Source organism: Rhizobium sp. 'Codium 1' (assembly GCF_020889605.1).
Classification (GTDB): domain Bacteria; phylum Pseudomonadota; class Alphaproteobacteria; order Rhizobiales; family Rhizobiaceae; genus Allorhizobium; species Allorhizobium algae.
This window is the reverse complement of record NZ_JAJGPW010000002.1, coordinates 473,669-490,113: the sequence shown is the minus strand read 5'-3', so window position 1 is coordinate 490,113 and position 16,445 is coordinate 473,669. Positions and strand designations below refer to the sequence as shown.

Annotated in this window: 16 protein-coding genes; 4 read left to right on the top strand and 12 right to left on the bottom strand. The window is 62.3% G+C overall.

Translation table 11 applies throughout. The features are described 5' to 3' along the window. Positions 1-94 precede the first annotated feature (94 nt). The 7 genes from omp10 to LJE98_RS07510 all read right to left on the bottom strand — a co-directional run bounded on the left by omp10 (position 95) and on the right by LJE98_RS07510 (position 7,076). Positions 95-457 (bottom strand): outer membrane lipoprotein Omp10, encoded by a 363-nt coding sequence (gene omp10, locus LJE98_RS07540; protein ID WP_229574545.1) that lies wholly within the window; start codon positions 455-457, stop codon positions 95-97. 193 nt (positions 458-650) lie between these two features. Continuing rightward, positions 651-2,093, bottom strand: a complete 1,443-nt coding sequence (locus LJE98_RS07535; RefSeq protein WP_229574544.1) for a homospermidine synthase — start codon at positions 2,091-2,093, stop codon at positions 651-653. 135 nt (positions 2,094-2,228) lie between these two features. Continuing rightward, positions 2,229-3,119 (bottom strand): heme-dependent oxidative N-demethylase family protein, encoded by an 891-nt coding sequence (locus LJE98_RS07530; protein ID WP_229574543.1) that lies wholly within the window; start codon positions 3,117-3,119, stop codon positions 2,229-2,231. A gap of 26 nt (positions 3,120-3,145) precedes the next feature. Further along, on the bottom strand, positions 3,146-3,430 hold the full coding sequence (locus LJE98_RS07525; RefSeq protein WP_229574542.1) for a YciI family protein: 285 nt from the start codon (positions 3,428-3,430) through the stop codon (positions 3,146-3,148). A gap of 7 nt (positions 3,431-3,437) precedes the next feature. Then, complete coding sequence (locus tag LJE98_RS07520) at positions 3,438-4,058, bottom strand: aminotransferase class IV family protein (RefSeq protein WP_229574541.1); 621 nt, start codon at positions 4,056-4,058, stop codon at positions 3,438-3,440. Further along, entirely contained in the window at positions 4,043-5,206 is a 1,164-nt protein-coding gene (locus LJE98_RS07515; RefSeq protein WP_229574540.1) for an aminodeoxychorismate synthase component I, read from the bottom strand. Before LJE98_RS07515 ends, LJE98_RS07520 begins: the two co-directional genes overlap by 16 nt. A gap of 19 nt (positions 5,207-5,225) precedes the next feature. Further along, entirely contained in the window at positions 5,226-7,076 is a 1,851-nt protein-coding gene (locus LJE98_RS07510; protein ID WP_229574539.1) for a M3 family oligoendopeptidase, read from the bottom strand. Between the two features lie 250 nt (positions 7,077-7,326). Between LJE98_RS07510 and LJE98_RS07505 the strand changes: the two genes are divergently transcribed. Both LJE98_RS07505 and LJE98_RS07500 read left to right on the top strand, forming a co-directional pair. After that, a complete protein-coding gene (locus tag LJE98_RS07505) occupies positions 7,327-8,844 on the top strand; it encodes a sigma-54-dependent transcriptional regulator (protein ID WP_229574538.1) in 1,518 nt (505 codons plus the stop codon). 188 nt (positions 8,845-9,032) lie between these two features. Further along, complete coding sequence (locus tag LJE98_RS07500) at positions 9,033-10,886, top strand: DUF882 domain-containing protein (RefSeq protein WP_229574537.1); 1,854 nt, start codon at positions 9,033-9,035, stop codon at positions 10,884-10,886. Positions 10,887-10,964: 78 nt separating this feature from the next. Here LJE98_RS07500 and LJE98_RS07495 read toward each other — a convergent pair whose 3' ends face one another. The 3 genes from LJE98_RS07495 to LJE98_RS07485 all read right to left on the bottom strand — a co-directional run bounded on the left by LJE98_RS07495 (position 10,965) and on the right by LJE98_RS07485 (position 12,463). Further along, positions 10,965-11,231 carry a DUF2312 domain-containing protein gene (locus LJE98_RS07495; protein ID WP_054148241.1) on the bottom strand — a complete coding sequence of 89 codons (267 nt, stop codon included), beginning with the start codon at positions 11,229-11,231 and terminating at the stop codon, positions 10,965-10,967. A gap of 105 nt (positions 11,232-11,336) precedes the next feature. Continuing rightward, complete coding sequence (locus LJE98_RS07490) at positions 11,337-11,642, bottom strand: DUF1244 domain-containing protein (protein WP_229574536.1); 306 nt, start codon at positions 11,640-11,642, stop codon at positions 11,337-11,339. A gap of 11 nt (positions 11,643-11,653) precedes the next feature. Beyond that, a complete protein-coding gene (locus tag LJE98_RS07485; protein WP_229574535.1) occupies positions 11,654-12,463 on the bottom strand; it encodes an N-formylglutamate amidohydrolase in 810 nt (269 codons plus the stop codon). Positions 12,464-12,765: 302 nt separating this feature from the next. Between LJE98_RS07485 and LJE98_RS07480 the strand changes: the two genes are divergently transcribed. Further along, positions 12,766-13,155, top strand: coding sequence for a DUF1036 domain-containing protein (locus LJE98_RS07480; protein ID WP_229574946.1), 390 nt, complete (start codon positions 12,766-12,768; stop codon positions 13,153-13,155). After that, positions 13,155-14,594, top strand: a complete 1,440-nt coding sequence (pyk, locus tag LJE98_RS07475) for a pyruvate kinase (RefSeq protein WP_229574534.1) — start codon at positions 13,155-13,157, stop codon at positions 14,592-14,594. The genes LJE98_RS07480 and pyk overlap by 1 nt, the downstream gene beginning before the upstream one ends. 58 nt (positions 14,595-14,652) lie before the next feature. Here pyk and LJE98_RS07470 read toward each other — a convergent pair whose 3' ends face one another. Then, the gene (locus LJE98_RS07470; protein WP_229574944.1) at positions 14,653-15,693 is read right to left on the bottom strand and encodes an alpha/beta fold hydrolase; all 1,041 of its coding nucleotides are present in this window, start codon (positions 15,691-15,693) and stop codon (positions 14,653-14,655) included. A 104-nt stretch (positions 15,694-15,797) separates the two neighbouring features. Further along, on the bottom strand, positions 15,798-16,433 hold the full coding sequence (locus tag LJE98_RS07465; RefSeq protein ID WP_229574533.1) for a tetratricopeptide repeat protein: 636 nt from the start codon (positions 16,431-16,433) through the stop codon (positions 15,798-15,800). Positions 16,434-16,445: the final 12 nt, after the last annotated feature.

Sequence of the window (16,445 nt, the reverse complement as noted above, 5' to 3'; positions counted from 1 at the left end):
GCGAAAATCGCCCGCCGTTTCACATGTTAGAGAATGCCGAAACGAAAGAAGCGGCCACTCGGGCCGCTTCAAGACATGTCTCGGAAATCTGTTCTCAGCCGCGCCGCGCGAGGGAGAATTGTGCGCCGCTGTCCGAGGTGCAATTGAGCTGGGACGGCGTGACCAGAGCACAATTGACCTTCTGCTGGGTATTGCGCACCAGCGAGGTCATGTTGATCTCGACCAGGCGATCGTTGATCAACGTGTAGGTGCCGGAGGCCAGGATCTGGTTGGTGTCCGTGGTGCGGGTCGTGAACGTGCCGCCCTGGAATGTGGAGGAGATGCCGTTCGGATCGACCCAGGCACCTTCGATCGAGGGGCCCTGCTGGACGGCCGGAAGCTGACGCGGTGGGCTGGAATAGCAGGACGAAAGGGCGAGGCTCGCCGTGGTGATCGCGATCAGGGATCTGATTTTCATTCTTTTCTCCCACCTTCACGGCGTTCCGGCACTGCCGTCCGCCTCTCGATTCTTCAATCGAACCATGCCGCGAAGCCTTGGTCAAAGCAAGGCGGGAGGTCCACCGCAGCAAGGTTATCCCGACCTTGATGCTAAAGTCTTTGCATGACAAAGGCCCGCCGGTTCAGCGGGCCTTGCCAATGTGGCTGAACTCTCAGCGAACCAGGATGTTCCGGAACTGCCACGGATCCTTTTCGTCCAGGTCTTCGGGGAAAAGGCCCGGGCGACCGTCGAGCGGGGTCCAGTCGGTGTAGTGGCCTTCGACCGGACCGAGATAGGGCGACTGCACTTCGAGGCAGCGTTTGTAGTCCATCTCGTCGGCCTCGACGATGCCAGCCTTCGGGTTCTCGATGGCCCAGACCATGCCGGCCAGAACGGCAGAGGTCACCTGGAGGCCAGTGGCGTTCTGGTAAGGGGCGATCCGGCGGGTTTCTTCCAGCGACAGCCGCGAACCGTACCAGTAGGCGTTCTTCTCGTGGCCGTAGAGGAGCACGCCGAGTTCGTCGACGCCGTCGACCAGTTCGTCCTCGTTCAGCACATGCAGCACCGGCTGCTGTGTGCCGCCATTGCCGAACATCTCGTGCAGCGAGAGTACGGCGTCATTGGCCGGGTGGTAGGCGTAGTGGCACGTCGGACGATAAACGGTTTCGCCATCCTTCTCGACCGTGAAGTAGTCGGCGATCGAGATCGACTCGTTGTGGGTGACGAGGAAGCCGTATTGCGGGCCGGGCGTCGGGCACCAGGTGCGCACGCGGGTATTGGCACCCGGCTGCTCCAGATAGATCGCGGCCTTGCAGCCCTTCTTGTGCTTCTTGGCGTTCTTCGGCATCCAGTTCTCATGGGTGCCCCAGCCAAGTTCGGCTGGCTGCAGGCCTTCCGAGATGAAACCTTCGACCGACCATGTGTTCCAGAAGACATTGAGCGGCTTCGGGTTCTTGGCGCGCTGGGTGTCGCGTTCGGCGATGTGCACACCCTTGACGCCGACCTTCTTCATCAGCTTGGCCCAGCCTTCGCGATCGTTCTGATCCGGCTCTTCAAACTTCAGGCCGATTTCATGCGCGAGGTTGACCAGACCCTGCTTGACGAACCAGGAGACCATGCCCGGATTTGCGCCGCAGGTGGAAACGGCCGTCGAGCCGCCGGGGTTCTTCTTGATCTCAGCGCGCACGGTTTCGCGCAGCGCGTAGTTTGTGCGCTCCGAGTTCTTCATGTTCTTATCGAAGTAGAAGCCGAGCCAGGGCTCGACGACCGTGTCGATGTAGAGCACGTCGAGCTTGCGGCAGAACTTGATCAGGTCGAGCGAGCCGGTGTCGACGGAGAGGTTGACGCAGAAGCCCTGGCCCTCGCCTTCGGTCAGAAGCGGCTTCAGGAGTTTCTTGTAGTTGTCCTTGGTGACATGCGCCTGGATGTGCCTAATGCCGTGCTTGGCGAGGATGCCTTCCTCGTCACCGCGGGGATCGATGACGACCATCCGGCTCTTGTCGAACTTGAAGTGGCGTTCGATCAGCGGCAGGGTGCCGCGGCCGATCGATCCGAAGCCGATCATCACGATCGGGCCGGTGATCTCGCCATAAACCGGGTAGGTCATTTCGCTCATTTGCGTCTCCTTGGAGGCCCGGTTTCTTGCCTGGGCCGAGTTTCCGGCCCCTCTTGTGCGGCCGGAGCGATAATGGCGGTTCTAGATCACAAAACTCTGACACAATAAAGGGTGGCTGCAAGCGCCCGAGGGACGTCACAAACGATTTTCAGACGCCGCATCTTGCCGCAGCCGCGACACGAGCCGGTCGCGCTGGACATCCAGCCCCTTGTAGTGACTCTGAGGGGCGCTCAGGCCCTGCAGCTGCTCAGCGAGCGCCGATGCGAGGCGCCTCCCGTCCGGGTGCATGCGAAACAGGGCAACCGGGTCAAGATAAATGCGAATGGTGAAGACGATCGCGCCGGTTTCAGGCAGTTTCGTCAGCGTCTGGCGCTCGACGCGGACAACCGCCTCACCGGGTTCGGCATCATCGTTTCGACCCGTTTCCGGGTGGAAGAGCTTTTGCTTCCAGTTGATCGACCAGTTGAAGCGCTCTGCCGGCTGCTCGGGCAGGAGATTGTCAAAGATGCGGTTGATCATGGCGGCATTGCGCGTGCCTCCCTGAAAGCCCGGCACATGTTCATGGACTTCTTCCATCGGTCGGTCGAACTTTTCCGCAAGCAGCCAGGAAGACGGGAAGGAGAGGTGGGCCGCGGCAATGAACCAGCCTGTCTCGCGCTTCATCATGATGACGAGGTCATCCTGGATGAGCAGTCCAGCGCGCAGAAGCGGGGGAAGGGCCTCGTCGGCAAGATCGACGGCGTGGCCGGCAGCGTCGATATTGTCACCTTTGCGGTGATAGAGATGGGCGTGGTGCACAACGAGATGGCCGAGGACGGCGTCCAGGCATTCCCGCTGGGCCGGAAGGCTATCCTCCGTCGCGCGGAAGACCTCTTTCAAGCGCACCGCCGCGAGGTGGTGCTTTTCCGCAAGGTAGTGGCCTAGATCCGCATCGGGCTCGATCCAGTGGTTGGGATCGAGGGCGGCAAGCCCGATGGTGAAAGGGCGCGTTGGGCCAGCATAGGGGGTGTTGGTGAAGGGTGTCATCTCAACATGTGCTCTGTCGCGCCACGCTATCCCTTCAGCCCGTCCAGCCCCGGCGCGGTCCTGGTCACGGCCACTTCGGTTATTTCGTAGACAGCCACGCCCTCTGCCGCGAAAGGATCGGCCGCGACATAAGCCTCGATTTCGGCGCGATCGCCTTGGGCGAGGATCATGCCGCCGGTGCGCGGAACCTTGCGTCCGGAGGCCAGAAACATGCCGCTGTCATAACCGGCATTTACCCAGTCCATATGCGGCGCCATGAAACGATCGGCTTCTTCCGTCGGCTTTACATAGGTGAGGGAGAGAATGAACATGGCGGCCTCAGTCGATCAGTTCGGCGCGGATGAGCCCGCGCAGGGAATTGCCGACAAACAGTTTCCGGTGGCGCAGGTCGTCGAGCTTCAGGACCTCGCCGCGGGCGCGGCGTTCGCGAATGAGTTCGGCACGGAGCACGCCGGGCAGAAGGCCGCTGGTCAGCGGTGGGGTGAGCAGCATCCCGTCGGCGCTTTCGGCGAAGATGTTGGTGATCGTGCCTTCACAGACCTCGCCCCGCTCGTTGAGCAGGATCACCTCGTCGGCCTCGTCCTTCGAGAATTCGGCGCGTGCGGCCTCATAGGGGTCGCGGCGAGTGGTCTTGTGGCGGAAGAGGCTATCTTCGGATTGCAGACGCGTCGTTGCAATCTTCAGGCGCCAGACCGTCGCCTCCTGGATCGGCTCGAAAGGGGTCGCAGTCACCTCCATCTTGCCGCGATAGGTCATGACCAGGCGGACGCGCAAAGCTTCGCTTCCGGAGACCTCCTTTTCCAGCTTCACCTTTGCATCCTGCGGCTGGCGAAAGCCGAGCGCATCGGCGGAGCGCGACAGGCGGCGCAGATGCTGGTCGAGGCGCAGGAAGCCTGCCTCCGGTTGCCAGCGTAGCGTCTCAATCAGCGAGAAATCCATTGATCCCCCAGGGCAAAGCGCGCCTTCAGAAGGCATTCATCATACTCGGCCTCGGCTTTCGAATCGAAGACGATGCCGCCGCCGACATTGAAAACGGCGCGCCCTTCGTTGAAAAGGGAGATGGTGCGGATTGCAACGGAAAATCGCATGGGCCCCGCAGGGTCGCACCAACCGATCGCACCGCAATAGACATCGCGCGGCCCAACCTCCAGTTCGTGCAGGATGCGCATGGCCCACATTTTCGGAGCGCCGGTGACGGAGCCGCAGGGGAAGAGCGCGGTCATGATTTCGGCCAAGCCGATGCCGGGCGAGAGTTTTGCCCTGATATAGCTCACCATCTGGTGGACGGTCGGATAGGTCTCGATGGCAAAGAGTTTCGGCACCAAGAGCGTGCCGACCTCGCTGATCACGGAGACGTCGTTGCGAAGCAAGTCGACGATCATGCGATTTTCAGCCTGAGTCTTTTCGTCGGCGAGCATGGCGGCGATAATCGCCTCGTCTTCTTCCGGGGTGGCGCCCCGGGCGGCCGTTCCCTTCATAGGGCGCGTCTCGATCCAGCCATCTTCGTCCACCGAGAAGAAAAGTTCGGGCGAGCGCGAGAGGATGACGGGGCCGGTGCCGTAGTCGATCAGCGCACCGTAATGCACGGGCTGGCGACCGACGAGCGACCAGAAAGCGGCGCGCGGATCGCCCGACCAGCGGGCCTCGACCGGCATGGTGAGGTTCGCCTGATAGCAGTCCCCCTTGCGCAAATGGTGGTGCAGGCGATCGAAACGGGTGCGATAGGTGTCGAAATCCCAACCTGCCCGGGAATCGGTGAGGAAGAGGGCGTTGGGGATGTTCGAGGGCGCCCGCGCCAGTGGATGCCCTGCCGGCGCCGGCGCGTCGAAGACGCCCATTGCAATCAAGGGCGTCTCGCGGCCGTCCTTGATCAGCGGACGCAGCTTCGGCTCGAAGACGAAGCCGGCTTCATAGGAAAGATAACCCGCCAGCCACCTGCCGGCCTGGCGATGCGCCTCCAGTGCCGCGAGCGCGGGTTCGACCTCGCTAGCCGACCGGGCGACGACAAGCGTCTCCGGCTCGGCAAAGACGAGGCTCGTCCCCGCGCGGTCGTCGCGGAAGAGCGCATAGGGCGCGTGGTCACGCATGGGGTATCGGCGGCTCCGTTCAGGCTGCCTTATCTAACGCTTCCAGTTCGTCAATCAGGCCCTCGATCATCGACAGACCCTTGGCCCAGAACGACGGATCGGTCGCATCCAGCCCGAACGGAGCAAGAAGCTCCGAATGATGCTTCGTGCCGCCGGCCTTCAGGAGTTCGAAATACTTGTCCTGGAAGCCCTGGTCAGCGTTCTGGTAGACGGCATAGAGCGAATTCACCAGGCAGTCGCCGAAGGCGTAGGCATAGACATAGAAGGGCGAGTGGATGAAGTGGGGGATATAGGCCCACCATGTTTCATAGCCTTCCGAGATCTTGATTGCCGGCCCGAGGCTCTCTTCCTGGACCGAGAGCCAGAGCTCGCCAATCTTTTCCGCCGTCAGTTCGCCTTCCTTGCGGGCGGCGTGGATCTTGCGCTCGAACTGGTAGAAGGCGATCTGGCGCACGACCGTGTTGATCATGTCCTCGACCTTCTGGGCGAGCATGGCCTTCCTCTCGCGCTTGTCGGTCGTCTTGTCGAGCAGGGCGCGGAAGGTCAGCATTTCGCCGAAGACGGAGGCTGTTTCGGCGAGCGTCAGCGGGGTCTGGCACATCAGGGCGCCCTGGCCGCCGGCGAGCACCTGGTGCACGCCGTGGCCGAGTTCATGGGCGAGCGTCATGACGTCGCGCGGCTTGCCGAGATAGTTGACGAGTACGTAGGGATGGGCAGAGGGCACGGTCGGATGGGCAAAGGCGCCCGGGGCCTTGCCGGGGCGGGCCGGGGCATCGATCCAGCCGCCGTCGAAGAAACGGCCGGCGATCTCGGCCATTTCAGGCGCAAACCCGCCATAGGCCGAGAGCACCGTGTCCTTGGCTTCGTCCCAGGAGATCAGACGGTCAGGGGTTTCGGCGAGCGGGGCGTTGCGATCCCAGAAATTCATCTGGTCCATGCCGAGCCATTTCGCCTTCATCTTGTAATAGCGGTGCGACAGACGCGGATAGGCCTCACGCACGGCTTCGGCCAGCGCATCGACCACTTCGCGCTCGACGCGGTTGGCGAGATGCCGGCTGTCCGCGATATCCTCGAAGCCGCGCCAGCGGTCGGAAATGTCCTTGTCCTTGGCGAGCGTGTTGGTCACCAGGGTGAAGATGCGGATATTGTCCTTGAAGGTTTTTGACAGGGCTTCCGCCGCCTGCTTGCGTTTGTCAGGGTCGGCGTCCTGCAAAAGGGTCAGGGTCGATTCCAGCGGCATTTCCTCGTTGCCGATTGTGAAGCGCAATGATGCGAGCGTCTCGTCGAAGAGGCGGTTGAAGGCGGCAGCACCCGTCTGTGACTTTTCCAGGAAAAGCTGCTCGATGCGATCGTCGAGCTGGAAGGGCTTGTCCTTGCGCAGATCGACGATCCAGGGGCGGAAATGGCCGAGTGCGGGATCGCGATCCATGGCGGCGTCGACAGCGTCGTCGGGCAGGCGGTTCAGTTCCAGAGGGAAGAACAGGAGGCGAGACGACATGTCGGTGAGCTTGGCCTGGATATCGCCGAAGAACTTGCCATTCGCCGGATTGGTCATGTCGGAATAATAGGTGAGGCCAGCGTAGGACGCGATACGGCCGAGCAGGTCTTCCAACGCATCCATTTCCGTCAGCGCCTGGGCCAGCGACGCGTCGCCGACAGTTTCAAGTGCTTCCGCAAGCTTACCCTTCCACTTGGTCTCGAAGGCGAGTGCATCGGATGCGGCCGTCTCTACAGCGCCCAGGAACTCAGCCGAAGTCTGGCCGGGATAAAGGTCGTCCAGCTTCCAGAGGGGAAGGTCGCCGAGGGCTTGGTCCCTGTTCGCGGAGGCCAGGGGAGCGGGGCTCGAGACGGGGCGGCTGTCGATCATCATGGCGATGTCCTTTCTCTCGTTCGTTCCGGAGATGTAGTCAGTCGCCTGCCGATGGGCAAGCAGCCGGATGTGCCAGCGTGGTGCGACATTCTTCCTGACGTGAGGGTGCGGTCTGTGGATTGTCCCATAAACGGTTAAGGACCGTTAAAATGTTAGGCTTTCTTCCAAGAACATCTTCAGGCCTTTCTGGCAGGGTCACCGCAATAACCCAGGAGCGCAAATGCGCCAGAACGGCCTCGGGGAGCGTAAGTTGACTGCACAGATTCTACTCATCGATGAAGATGCCGCCGAGCGCCGCAGCATGAAGGCTGGCATCGAAGCGCACGGCCATATCGTCCATCTCGCAGAGACAGTTCACGCCGGTATCGAGCTATTTCGCCGGCACCGCGATGCGATCGGCGTCGTTCTGATCGACGCGGGGTCCACGGAAGGGCTGGACCCGACTGTGATCCCCTTGCTCGGACAGATCAATCCGGCCGTGCCTGTCATCGTCTGGACGGCGGAAGGAGCTACCGAAACGGCGCTCAATGCCGTTCGCGCCGGCGCTTTCGACTTTCTCGTCAAGCCGATCACCCAGGAGCGTTTGATCGGTGCGATCGACTCTGCGCTCAAGATCCACCGGTCCAGCCTGCAGGGTAGAACGCCGCGTCGGGCCCGCAGCGGTTCCGTCAGCTTCGCGGATGTCGTCGCCGCCAGTTCCGCCATGTCGCGGGTGGTGGAATTGGGGCGCCGGGCGGCACAGTCGATGATCCCCGTCATGCTTGAAGGGGAGGCCGGCGTCGGCAAGGAACTCGTCGCGCGCGCCATTCATGCCGCGAGCGATCGTTCCTCACGCCCTTTCGTCGCCGTCAACTGCAACGGGATCTCGCCGAGCCTGATCGAAGATGTGCTGTTTGGAAACGAGACGCATCCGGGCAAGGTCATGGAGGCCGATGGGGGCACGCTCTTCATCGAGGAAATCAGCGAGCTGCCGCCTGCAGGACAGGTCCGCCTGCTCGAGATCGCCCAGACTGGCGAGGTTCACCGCAGCGCGCCACAGCGATCGGTGAAGGCCAATGTGCGCCTGATCCTCGCAACCAACAAGGACCTGATCGAAGAGGTCAAGGCCGGACGCTTCCGTGAAGACCTGTATTATCGTCTCAACGTCTTTCCCGTCACCATTGCCTCTCTGCGCCGCCGCAAGGAAGACATACCGCATCTGATCCGGGCCTTCGTCGAGCGCTTCTCGCTGGAGCAACGTCTGCCGCGCACGCTGCAGATCGAACCTTCGGCGCTCGCGCTGCTCACATCCTTCGACTGGCCGGGCAATACGCGCCAGCTCGAAAACGCCATCTTTCGCGCCGTTGTGCTTGCCGAGGGGGGGAGCCTCGGAGAGCTGGACTTCCCGCAGATCGCCGCTCAGGTGCACGGTCATCGCGGCAGCACAACTGCCATGGACCAGCCGCCGTCCGCTTTGGAGCAGAACCCGATCGCCAAGGTTCAGGCAGTCCTGGCCGAGCGTGCAGCCGCCTTCTCCGGGAACCATTCAAACTCAGCTACGGGATACGGCGCGTCGGCACAGAACAACGTCATCGTCAGTACGGACGAGGCCGGCAATGTGCGCAAATTGGCGGAGATCGAGGAGGAACTGATCCGCTTCGCACTGAAATTCTATCGTGGCCAGATGAGCCAGGTGGCGCGGAAGCTTGGAATTGGCCGATCGACGCTCTACCGCAAGCTGAAGGATTATGGAATCGACCCCGACGATCCGCAGAAGGATGCCGCTTGATCTGCCCCGCCTGTCCGGTGTTAACTCTGGGGTAAGCTTAATCGCTTACGCAAGGGCTAAGCATTTGTTAGGCAAGCGTTCACTATAAATGGATGGCTTGTGCGGATGTGGCAAATTTGCCATGCTATGACCGCATTTGACGTTCATTCGAACTGGCATGGGACGTGGTCTTTCGGACGGGGATTGCATTGCAGGCATCGCAGGATATCAGCGCGCTCCATACGCATTGTGAGCGCAAAATCCGACTTGCGTTCGCGCAGTCGGCAGCGAAGCTGCTGTTTTCGCTGATTGCCGTGCTTTTCATGGGTCTCGGTGGTCTGCTCGGGAGCGCCGCAACGGCAAGCGCCGAGAGCCGCACGCTCAACATCGAATTCGTGCATACAGGCGAACGCGCCTCGATCACCTTCAAGCGCAATGGCCGCTATGACCCCAAGGGTCTGAAACAGCTCAATTACATTCTCCGCGACTGGCGCCGCAACGAGCCCACGAAGATGGACCCGCGGCTCTTTGACCTCGTTTGGGAAGTCTATCGCCGCGCAGGCGCCAAGGGTTACATCAAGGCCGTCTCCGGTTATCGTTCTCCAGCCACGAACTCCATGCTCCGCTCCCGCTCCAAGGGTGTCGCCAAGGAAAGCCAGCATATGCGTGGCACGGCGATGGACTTCTACATCCCCGGTGTTCCGCTCAAGACGCTGCGCGAACTCGGCATAAAGATGCAGGCCGGCGGCGTCGGTTACTATCCCAATTCCGGTTCTCCCTTCGTGCACATGGATGTCGCCGGCGTGCGCGCCTGGCCGCGCATGAACCGTCAGGATCTCGCCCGCCTTTTCCCCGACGGCAAGACCGTGCACATTCCCTCCGACGGCAAACCGCTTCCGGGCTATCAGCAGGCGCTCGCCGAATACAAGCGCCGCGTGGCTTCGGGCAATACCGTCATGATTGCCGAGGAAAAGTCCTCGTCGCGTCCGCGCAATTTCCTTGCCATGCTGTTCGGCGGTGGTGACGAAGACGAAGTCGAGGATGTTCCGGAGCCCGCGCCGCGTCCTTCGATCGCTTCACCGGAGCAGGCTCCGGCCGCGCCGCGCCAGCAGCCAGCCGTGACGGCGTCCGAACCCGTCATGGTCGCCGCCCTTCCGGGCGTCGATGCTGCCGATGCGCCCGTTCCGCAGGCGCGCCCTTCGCTGCGTCCGGCTGACAACAGCCTTGCCGTCGCTTTGTATCAGCCGCCGCGCAACGCTGCGGAGGATGCGCTTCAACAGGTTGCCAGTGGCGTGCCGAATGCCGCCTCGTCGCCGACGGATGAATTCCCCGATCTTGCCTCGATGACTGTTCCGGTCCCGACGCTGCTCAATCCGCGGCCCCAGGCCGGCGGTGCGGAGCAGGCTGTGTTGACCGCTTCGATCGAGCCGAATTCTGCAGCCATGCTGCTCGCCGAGGGGATGGCTGTTCCGGTTCCGACGGCGCGCCCGCAGGTCGCGGAAGCTTTGCTTGCCACGGCAGAGGCAGAAGCCGAGGCCGAAATCGACGAAGTCGAGCAGGCCATTCTTTCTCCCGAGGCTGCAGCGGCCCTCGAAGACAGCGCAATCCCGGAAATGGCAGCCCCCATTCCGTCGAGCGCACCATCCCAGGCTAGCCTGACGGCTGCGCCCGTACCCGCTTCGAGCCAGAAGCCGGTCGAGGTTGCATCGATCCCCCAGGACACCTCCGTCGAGGAGGGCACGACACAGTTCGGCGACATGTTCGACGCACCGTCCGATGCTGCGCCCAATGCCGAAGCGACCATGCCCAAGAAGGGCGGCCGCCCCGGTCAGGAAGACGCCGAACGTGCGCACATGGCCATGTATGGCGGCACCAAGCTGACCAAGGGCATGATCGAACAGTGGGCGCTGAACCAGGGCAAGTTCGAAGCCGTGACCAAGCCGGTCAAGGCGCCCCGCGTCGTGCCGCGCTCGCTCGTGGCACCAGCAACGGCAACGGTCGTTCCCGACGGTTTCCGCCTTGACGCCACGACGATCGATCCGAGCCGCTTCGGGGCTCCCTGATCCGCAGTCGCACTGAATTGCAGACAAAAAGAAACCCGCCGGATCGGCGGGTTTTTTGTTCGTGACACTGGCGGTCGCTCAGCCTTCCGGCGGGCTCTCGATCATGCCCAGTGCGTGCAGGTAGGTGTCGAGGATCAGGTCCTCTTCCATGCGCTCCTGGTCGTCCTTCTTGCGAAGCGCAATGACCTTTTTCAGGATCTTCGTGTCGAAGCCCATGGATTTGGCTTCGCCGTAGACGTCCTTGATGTCGTCGGCGATCGTCTTCTTTTCTTCTTCCAGTCGCTCGATGCGTTCGACAAAGGCACGGAGCTGGTCGCGGGCGACGCCGTGGGCGGCATCAGACATGGGCAATCTCCTTCATGGCAGGGATGGCGTTCTCAGGATGGGTTTTCGTGGCGATCACGTGCCGCGAAGCGGCGCCCGCGTCAAGCCCCAATGCTTGAGGGCCTGTCATTCCTTCGGGCGGTTTTTCTCGAAGGCCTGCTGCTGATCGTTGCTCGCCTCGCGCTGGTGGCTTGCTTTCCACTCTTCATAGGGCATGCCGTAGACGATCTCGCGGCTTTCGTCCTTAGACAGGTCGAGACCGCTTTCCCGGGCCGCGTCGAGATACCAGTTCGACAGGCAATTGCGGCAGAAGCCCGCGAGGTTCATCAGTTCGATGTTCTGCACATCCGGACGATTGCGCAGGTGCGAAACGAGCCGACGAAAGGCGGCGGCTTCGAGTTCGATCTGCTGGTCCTTCGTAGGGAGCGTCATGTTTCTCTCCTTCAGCGCGCGACGGGTGTCGGCGGATAAGGTCCGGTCCGCGAGGCGTGAAGCTGATATTGGTGCAGCTTCGGGTCGGCATTGAGGCGAGCGAAGATCGGTGCCAGGCGAGCTGCCCAGGATGCGACGCCGGCTTCGTCGGCGATCAGATCCTGTCTGATCTCGAGGAGCGCGTGGGGGATACCCGTCGTCATGCAGTGGCGATACATGGTGTCGCCCTTCAGCGCGCCGTCATAGGGTTCGTTGTCGCCGACCAGAATGTCGCCAGGCGCTTCCAGATCGTCGATCAGCGGGCGGACGGCCCGTTCGTCGGCGTCCCAGAGCACTGCTGCATGCCAGGGGCGCGGCACACCCTTCCAGGCGGGCGTATAGGAATGCAGCGACAGCACAAGTGGCGCCTTGCCGGAAGCGTTTGCGACCCTGGCGATGACATCCGAGACAGCCCGGTGATAGGGGCGGTGATAGGTCTCGATGCGGTTCTGCCATTCCTCCGGCGTGATTGGATGATTGCCGGGCACGATCGCACCATCCGAGATGCGCATGATGATGGTGGGATCGTCCTCTCCGCGATTCGGATCGATGAGCAGGCGGGAGAAGTGCGACATCACAGCGGGTACGCCGAGATGCGCGGCGAGCAACCGGGTCAGCGGTTCGATGCCGATGTCATAGGCGATGTGGCGACCAAAGGCGCTTTCCGGCAGACCGAGCCGGTCATAGGGGGCGGGCACATGGTTCGTCGCATGGTCGGCCAGAAGCACGAGGCCAGCGTCGAAACGGCCTTCCACAATCTCGAAAACAGGGGAAACATTCATCAGTTTGAAGCCATCAGCTGGTACAAGCGCTTGATCGCATGGGGAATGGGGGAGCGCAAGCTTTCATGGCTGTCACGTTTGTGCCAAGATCGCACACAAAGGTTCCAGTACTGGCCAAAGACAGAAAATATAATCGATTAGAGTTGCGTTGACATTCTCTGGTCCGCATCGCAAGAAGGCATCTCATGCGCATTTTTGGAGTTCCGGCGGCAATCGTGCATCACCAGATCAGACAGACTTTCGACCGTGCTGCGGCACGTTTTGTGAAGCCCCTCCTGATCGCGGGTGCGCTGTTCTCGCCCATGCTGGCAGCCTCGGCCGCCCAGGCAGAATTTCGCGTCTGCAACGGAACGCAGAATCTCGTCGGAGCGGCTATCGGCTACCGGGCAGAAGAAGGTTGGATCACGGAAGGCTGGTGGCAGGTTCCTGCCGGCACCTGCGCCACCCTGATCGAGGGCGAGCTCCAATCGCGTTATTATTATCTCTATGCTGAGGATGCTGCCCGCGGTGGTCGTTGGACCGGTGACATCAACATGTGTGTCGCTGAAAACGAGTTCAAGATCGTTGGCGTGAAGGACTGCTTTGCGCGCGGCTATCAGCAAATGGGATTCAAGGAATACGACACCGGCAGGCAGGGGAGCTGGATGGTCCAGCTGTCCGATACGTCGGGCACCCAGGAAAGCCAGAACTGATGAAGCGCAACCGCAAAGTAAAGATCCTCGCCACGCTTGGTCCCGCCTCGTCCGACGAGGCGATGATCCGGAAGCTCCATGAAGCCGGGGCCGATCTTTTCCGCATCAATATGAGCCATTCCAGCCATGAGATGATGCGGACGCTCATCCAGCGCATTCGCAATGTCGAGGCCATCTGTGGTCGCCCGATTGGCATCCTCGCCGACCTGCAGGGACCAAAGCTGCGTGTGGGCAAGTTTGCCGAAACGACCGTCGAGCTGAAGCCCGGCCAGACCTTTACCCTCGACAGCAATGACGCACCCGGTGACGCCACCCGCGTCCACCTGCCGCATCCGGAAATCCTGGAATCGGTGAAGCCGGGCGACCGTCTGCTGATCGATGACGGCAAGCTGCATCTGAAGGCCGTGAAGTGCGACGGCAAGACGATCGTCACCGAAGTCGTATCCGGTACGAAAATCTCCGATCGCAAGGGTGTGAGCCTGCCCGACACCATTCTGGCCACCGGGGTCTTGACCGACAAGGACCGCGCCGACCTCGATGCCGTGCTTGCGACCAACGACGTCGACTGGGTGGCACTCTCCTTCATCCAGCGCCCGGAAGACCTCGCCGAAGTGCGCAAGATCGCCAAGGGCCGCGTAGGCCTGATGTCGAAGATCGAAAAGCCGCAGGCGATCGAGCGCATCGACGAGATCATCGCACTCTCCGACGCGCTGATGGTTGCCCGCGGCGACCTTGGCGTGGAAATGCCGCTCGAGCGCGTTCCGGGCATCCAGAAGCAACTGATCCGCGCATGCCGCCGTGAGGGCAAGCCGGTGGTCGTTGCGACCCAGATGCTGGAATCGATGATCACAGCGCCGGTCCCGACCCGCGCCGAAGTCTCTGACGTTGCCACCGCCGTCTTCGAAGGCGCCGATGCGATCATGCTCTCGGCCGAGTCCGCTTCCGGTGAATATCCGGTCGAAGCGGTCGCCACCATGGCCTCGATCGCTCACACAGTCGAACGCGAGCCGCATTATCCCGGTATCATCTACGCCCAGCGTGCCCATCCGGAAGCGACTGGCGCCGATGCGATTTCGCTGGCCGCCCGCCAGATCGCCGAGACGCTGAAGCTGCAGGCGATCGTCTGCTACACGTCTTCGGGCAATACCGGTCTGCGCGCCTCGCGCGAGCGTCCGGAAGTGCCGATCATTGCGCTTTCGCCGATCATCCAGACTGCACGCCGTCTCTCGGTTGTCTGGGGCCTGCACTGCGTCGTCTCGTCCGAGCCGACCGATCTCGACGATATGGTCAACCGCGCCTGCCGCATCGTGGTCGAGGAAGGCTTCGGCAAGCCCGGCGACCGCATCATCATGTCGGCTGGCGTTCCGCTTGGTACGCCCGGCTCGACCAACATGCTGCGCATTGCCTATATCGGCTCTGACGGCCAGACCGGGATCTGATCCCCGGCGCCACGTTCCGAATTGGAAAGCCGCCTTCGGGCGGCTTTTTTTATTGGTGCTATTGGCCCGCCTGCAGCGAGGGCGCTATCCCCCGGGGCTCGACACGGGTGGCCGCGAGACGCGGTTCAGCCAGCCGCGCCATGGCCTGCAGGTCGCGCTTCTCGCCCGCAATCTTCTCGAGTGCGGCGATGACGATGTCCGTCACGATGTAATCCGGCTTGTGGCCAAGGCCCTCGATCCAGACGAGTTCCGATCCGGCGATGTCGCGGGCAAGGCCCTTGGAATGAATTTCCTCAAGCACGATCTCGTCGGCGTCACCGGTGATGATCACTGTCGGCCTGACGATTTCTCCGTAGCGGGGCGAGAAGGCGGTGACATAGGCATGCAGGCCGGCCACGTCCGTGGCGTTGGACCGGAAGGCAGATGGGCGCAGCACGAGCGCGGGGCCGGTGTCCTCGAGATAGGTCTTTGGGCGCGGATTGGGCGCGAAGACATGCTCCGTCGCAGCCTCGATCCGCATCATGCCGGCATGTAGCGCGAGCGTGTGACAGAAGACCGGGCCGATGATCGGCGCGGAGGCGAGGTGGTAGTACCAGTCCACACCGCCTGGCCAGGGATGGGTCGCTGCGGCGAGAAAGACCAGACCCTCGACCTTGTCGGGGTGAAGCACGCCGAAGCTCGCCGAGATGGCGCCGCCGAAGGAGTGGCCGACGATGATGGCCCGGGTGATGCCCTTCTCTTCCATCAGGCGTGCAAGCGCATTCGCCTGTCCGTCCGGCGTGTCGTTCTCAGGGCCGCCGCGCTCCGAATAGCCGTGGCCCGGCCTGTCGATAAAGAGGAGTTCCGCGCGTCCGCGCAGTGGCTCCAGGAAGGCGCCCGCCTGATCGCGCAGATTGCCCGAGGCTCCGTGGATGAAGACGATCGGCGGCAGGTCTGCGCCAGGCCCTGCGGGCACGTGGAGAGCGTTCAGGCGAAAGCCGCCGACATCGGTCAGTTCGCCTATGTTCGGCATCCCGGCCTCGATGCTGCGCGCTCGAAGCTGTGTGGCAATGGCCAGGGCGGCGAGCACGACGATGAGGGCGAGGAGAATGATGAGCAAGGCGAGACCGATTCGGGGGAGGGTGAGCAAGGATCGTGCTTCCGGGCTTGACGAGACGTAGAGAAGATCGTGCTGTGACGCCCTTCGTCAAGGGGAAGACATAATCACGTCCGCTGGCCGGCCAGCTCTTCCGAGAGCTTGGCGACGATCTCCTGTGCCTCGCGGTCGGCCGGGAAGATGTCGAGGTAGCGTTCCCAGGCCTTCAGTGCTCCCTCCTTGCTGCCGCGTTCGGTCAGGATGCCGGCGAGGCCGGCGATGGCACCGAAGTGGCGGGGCTCCAGATCCAGTACCTTCTCGATGTCGGAAACAGACTTCTGATAGTTGCCCATGCTGAAATGCAGCGTGGCGCGCTGGTTCCAGGCGCCGACGAAATCCGGTTTCAGGGTGATGGCCTGATCGATGAAGTCGAGGGCGGCGGCATTGCGCTTTTCGGCGGCTGCCTTGGCGGACCATTGCATCAGGAGATTGATTGTCGGACTCGCCGATTCGCTCCAGGTCGCCATGGTGGAGCTGGCAATCTGCCGTGCGGCCTGCGGATTGCGCTCGCGTTTCAGTTCGCCCAGCAGGTCATCGACAGTCTTGGCCTTTGCCGGTGGCTTCAGCGGAATTTGCTCGACAGGAGCCTGGCTCGCCTGCGAGTCCCCCTGCTCTTGGGGTGCCTGCGCCGAGACGGTGCCTGCAATCAGCAGGGCAGGGAGAAGCGGGAGACTGAGGGTGAGTCGCAATGAAAAACGGCGCATACAGGGAAGATA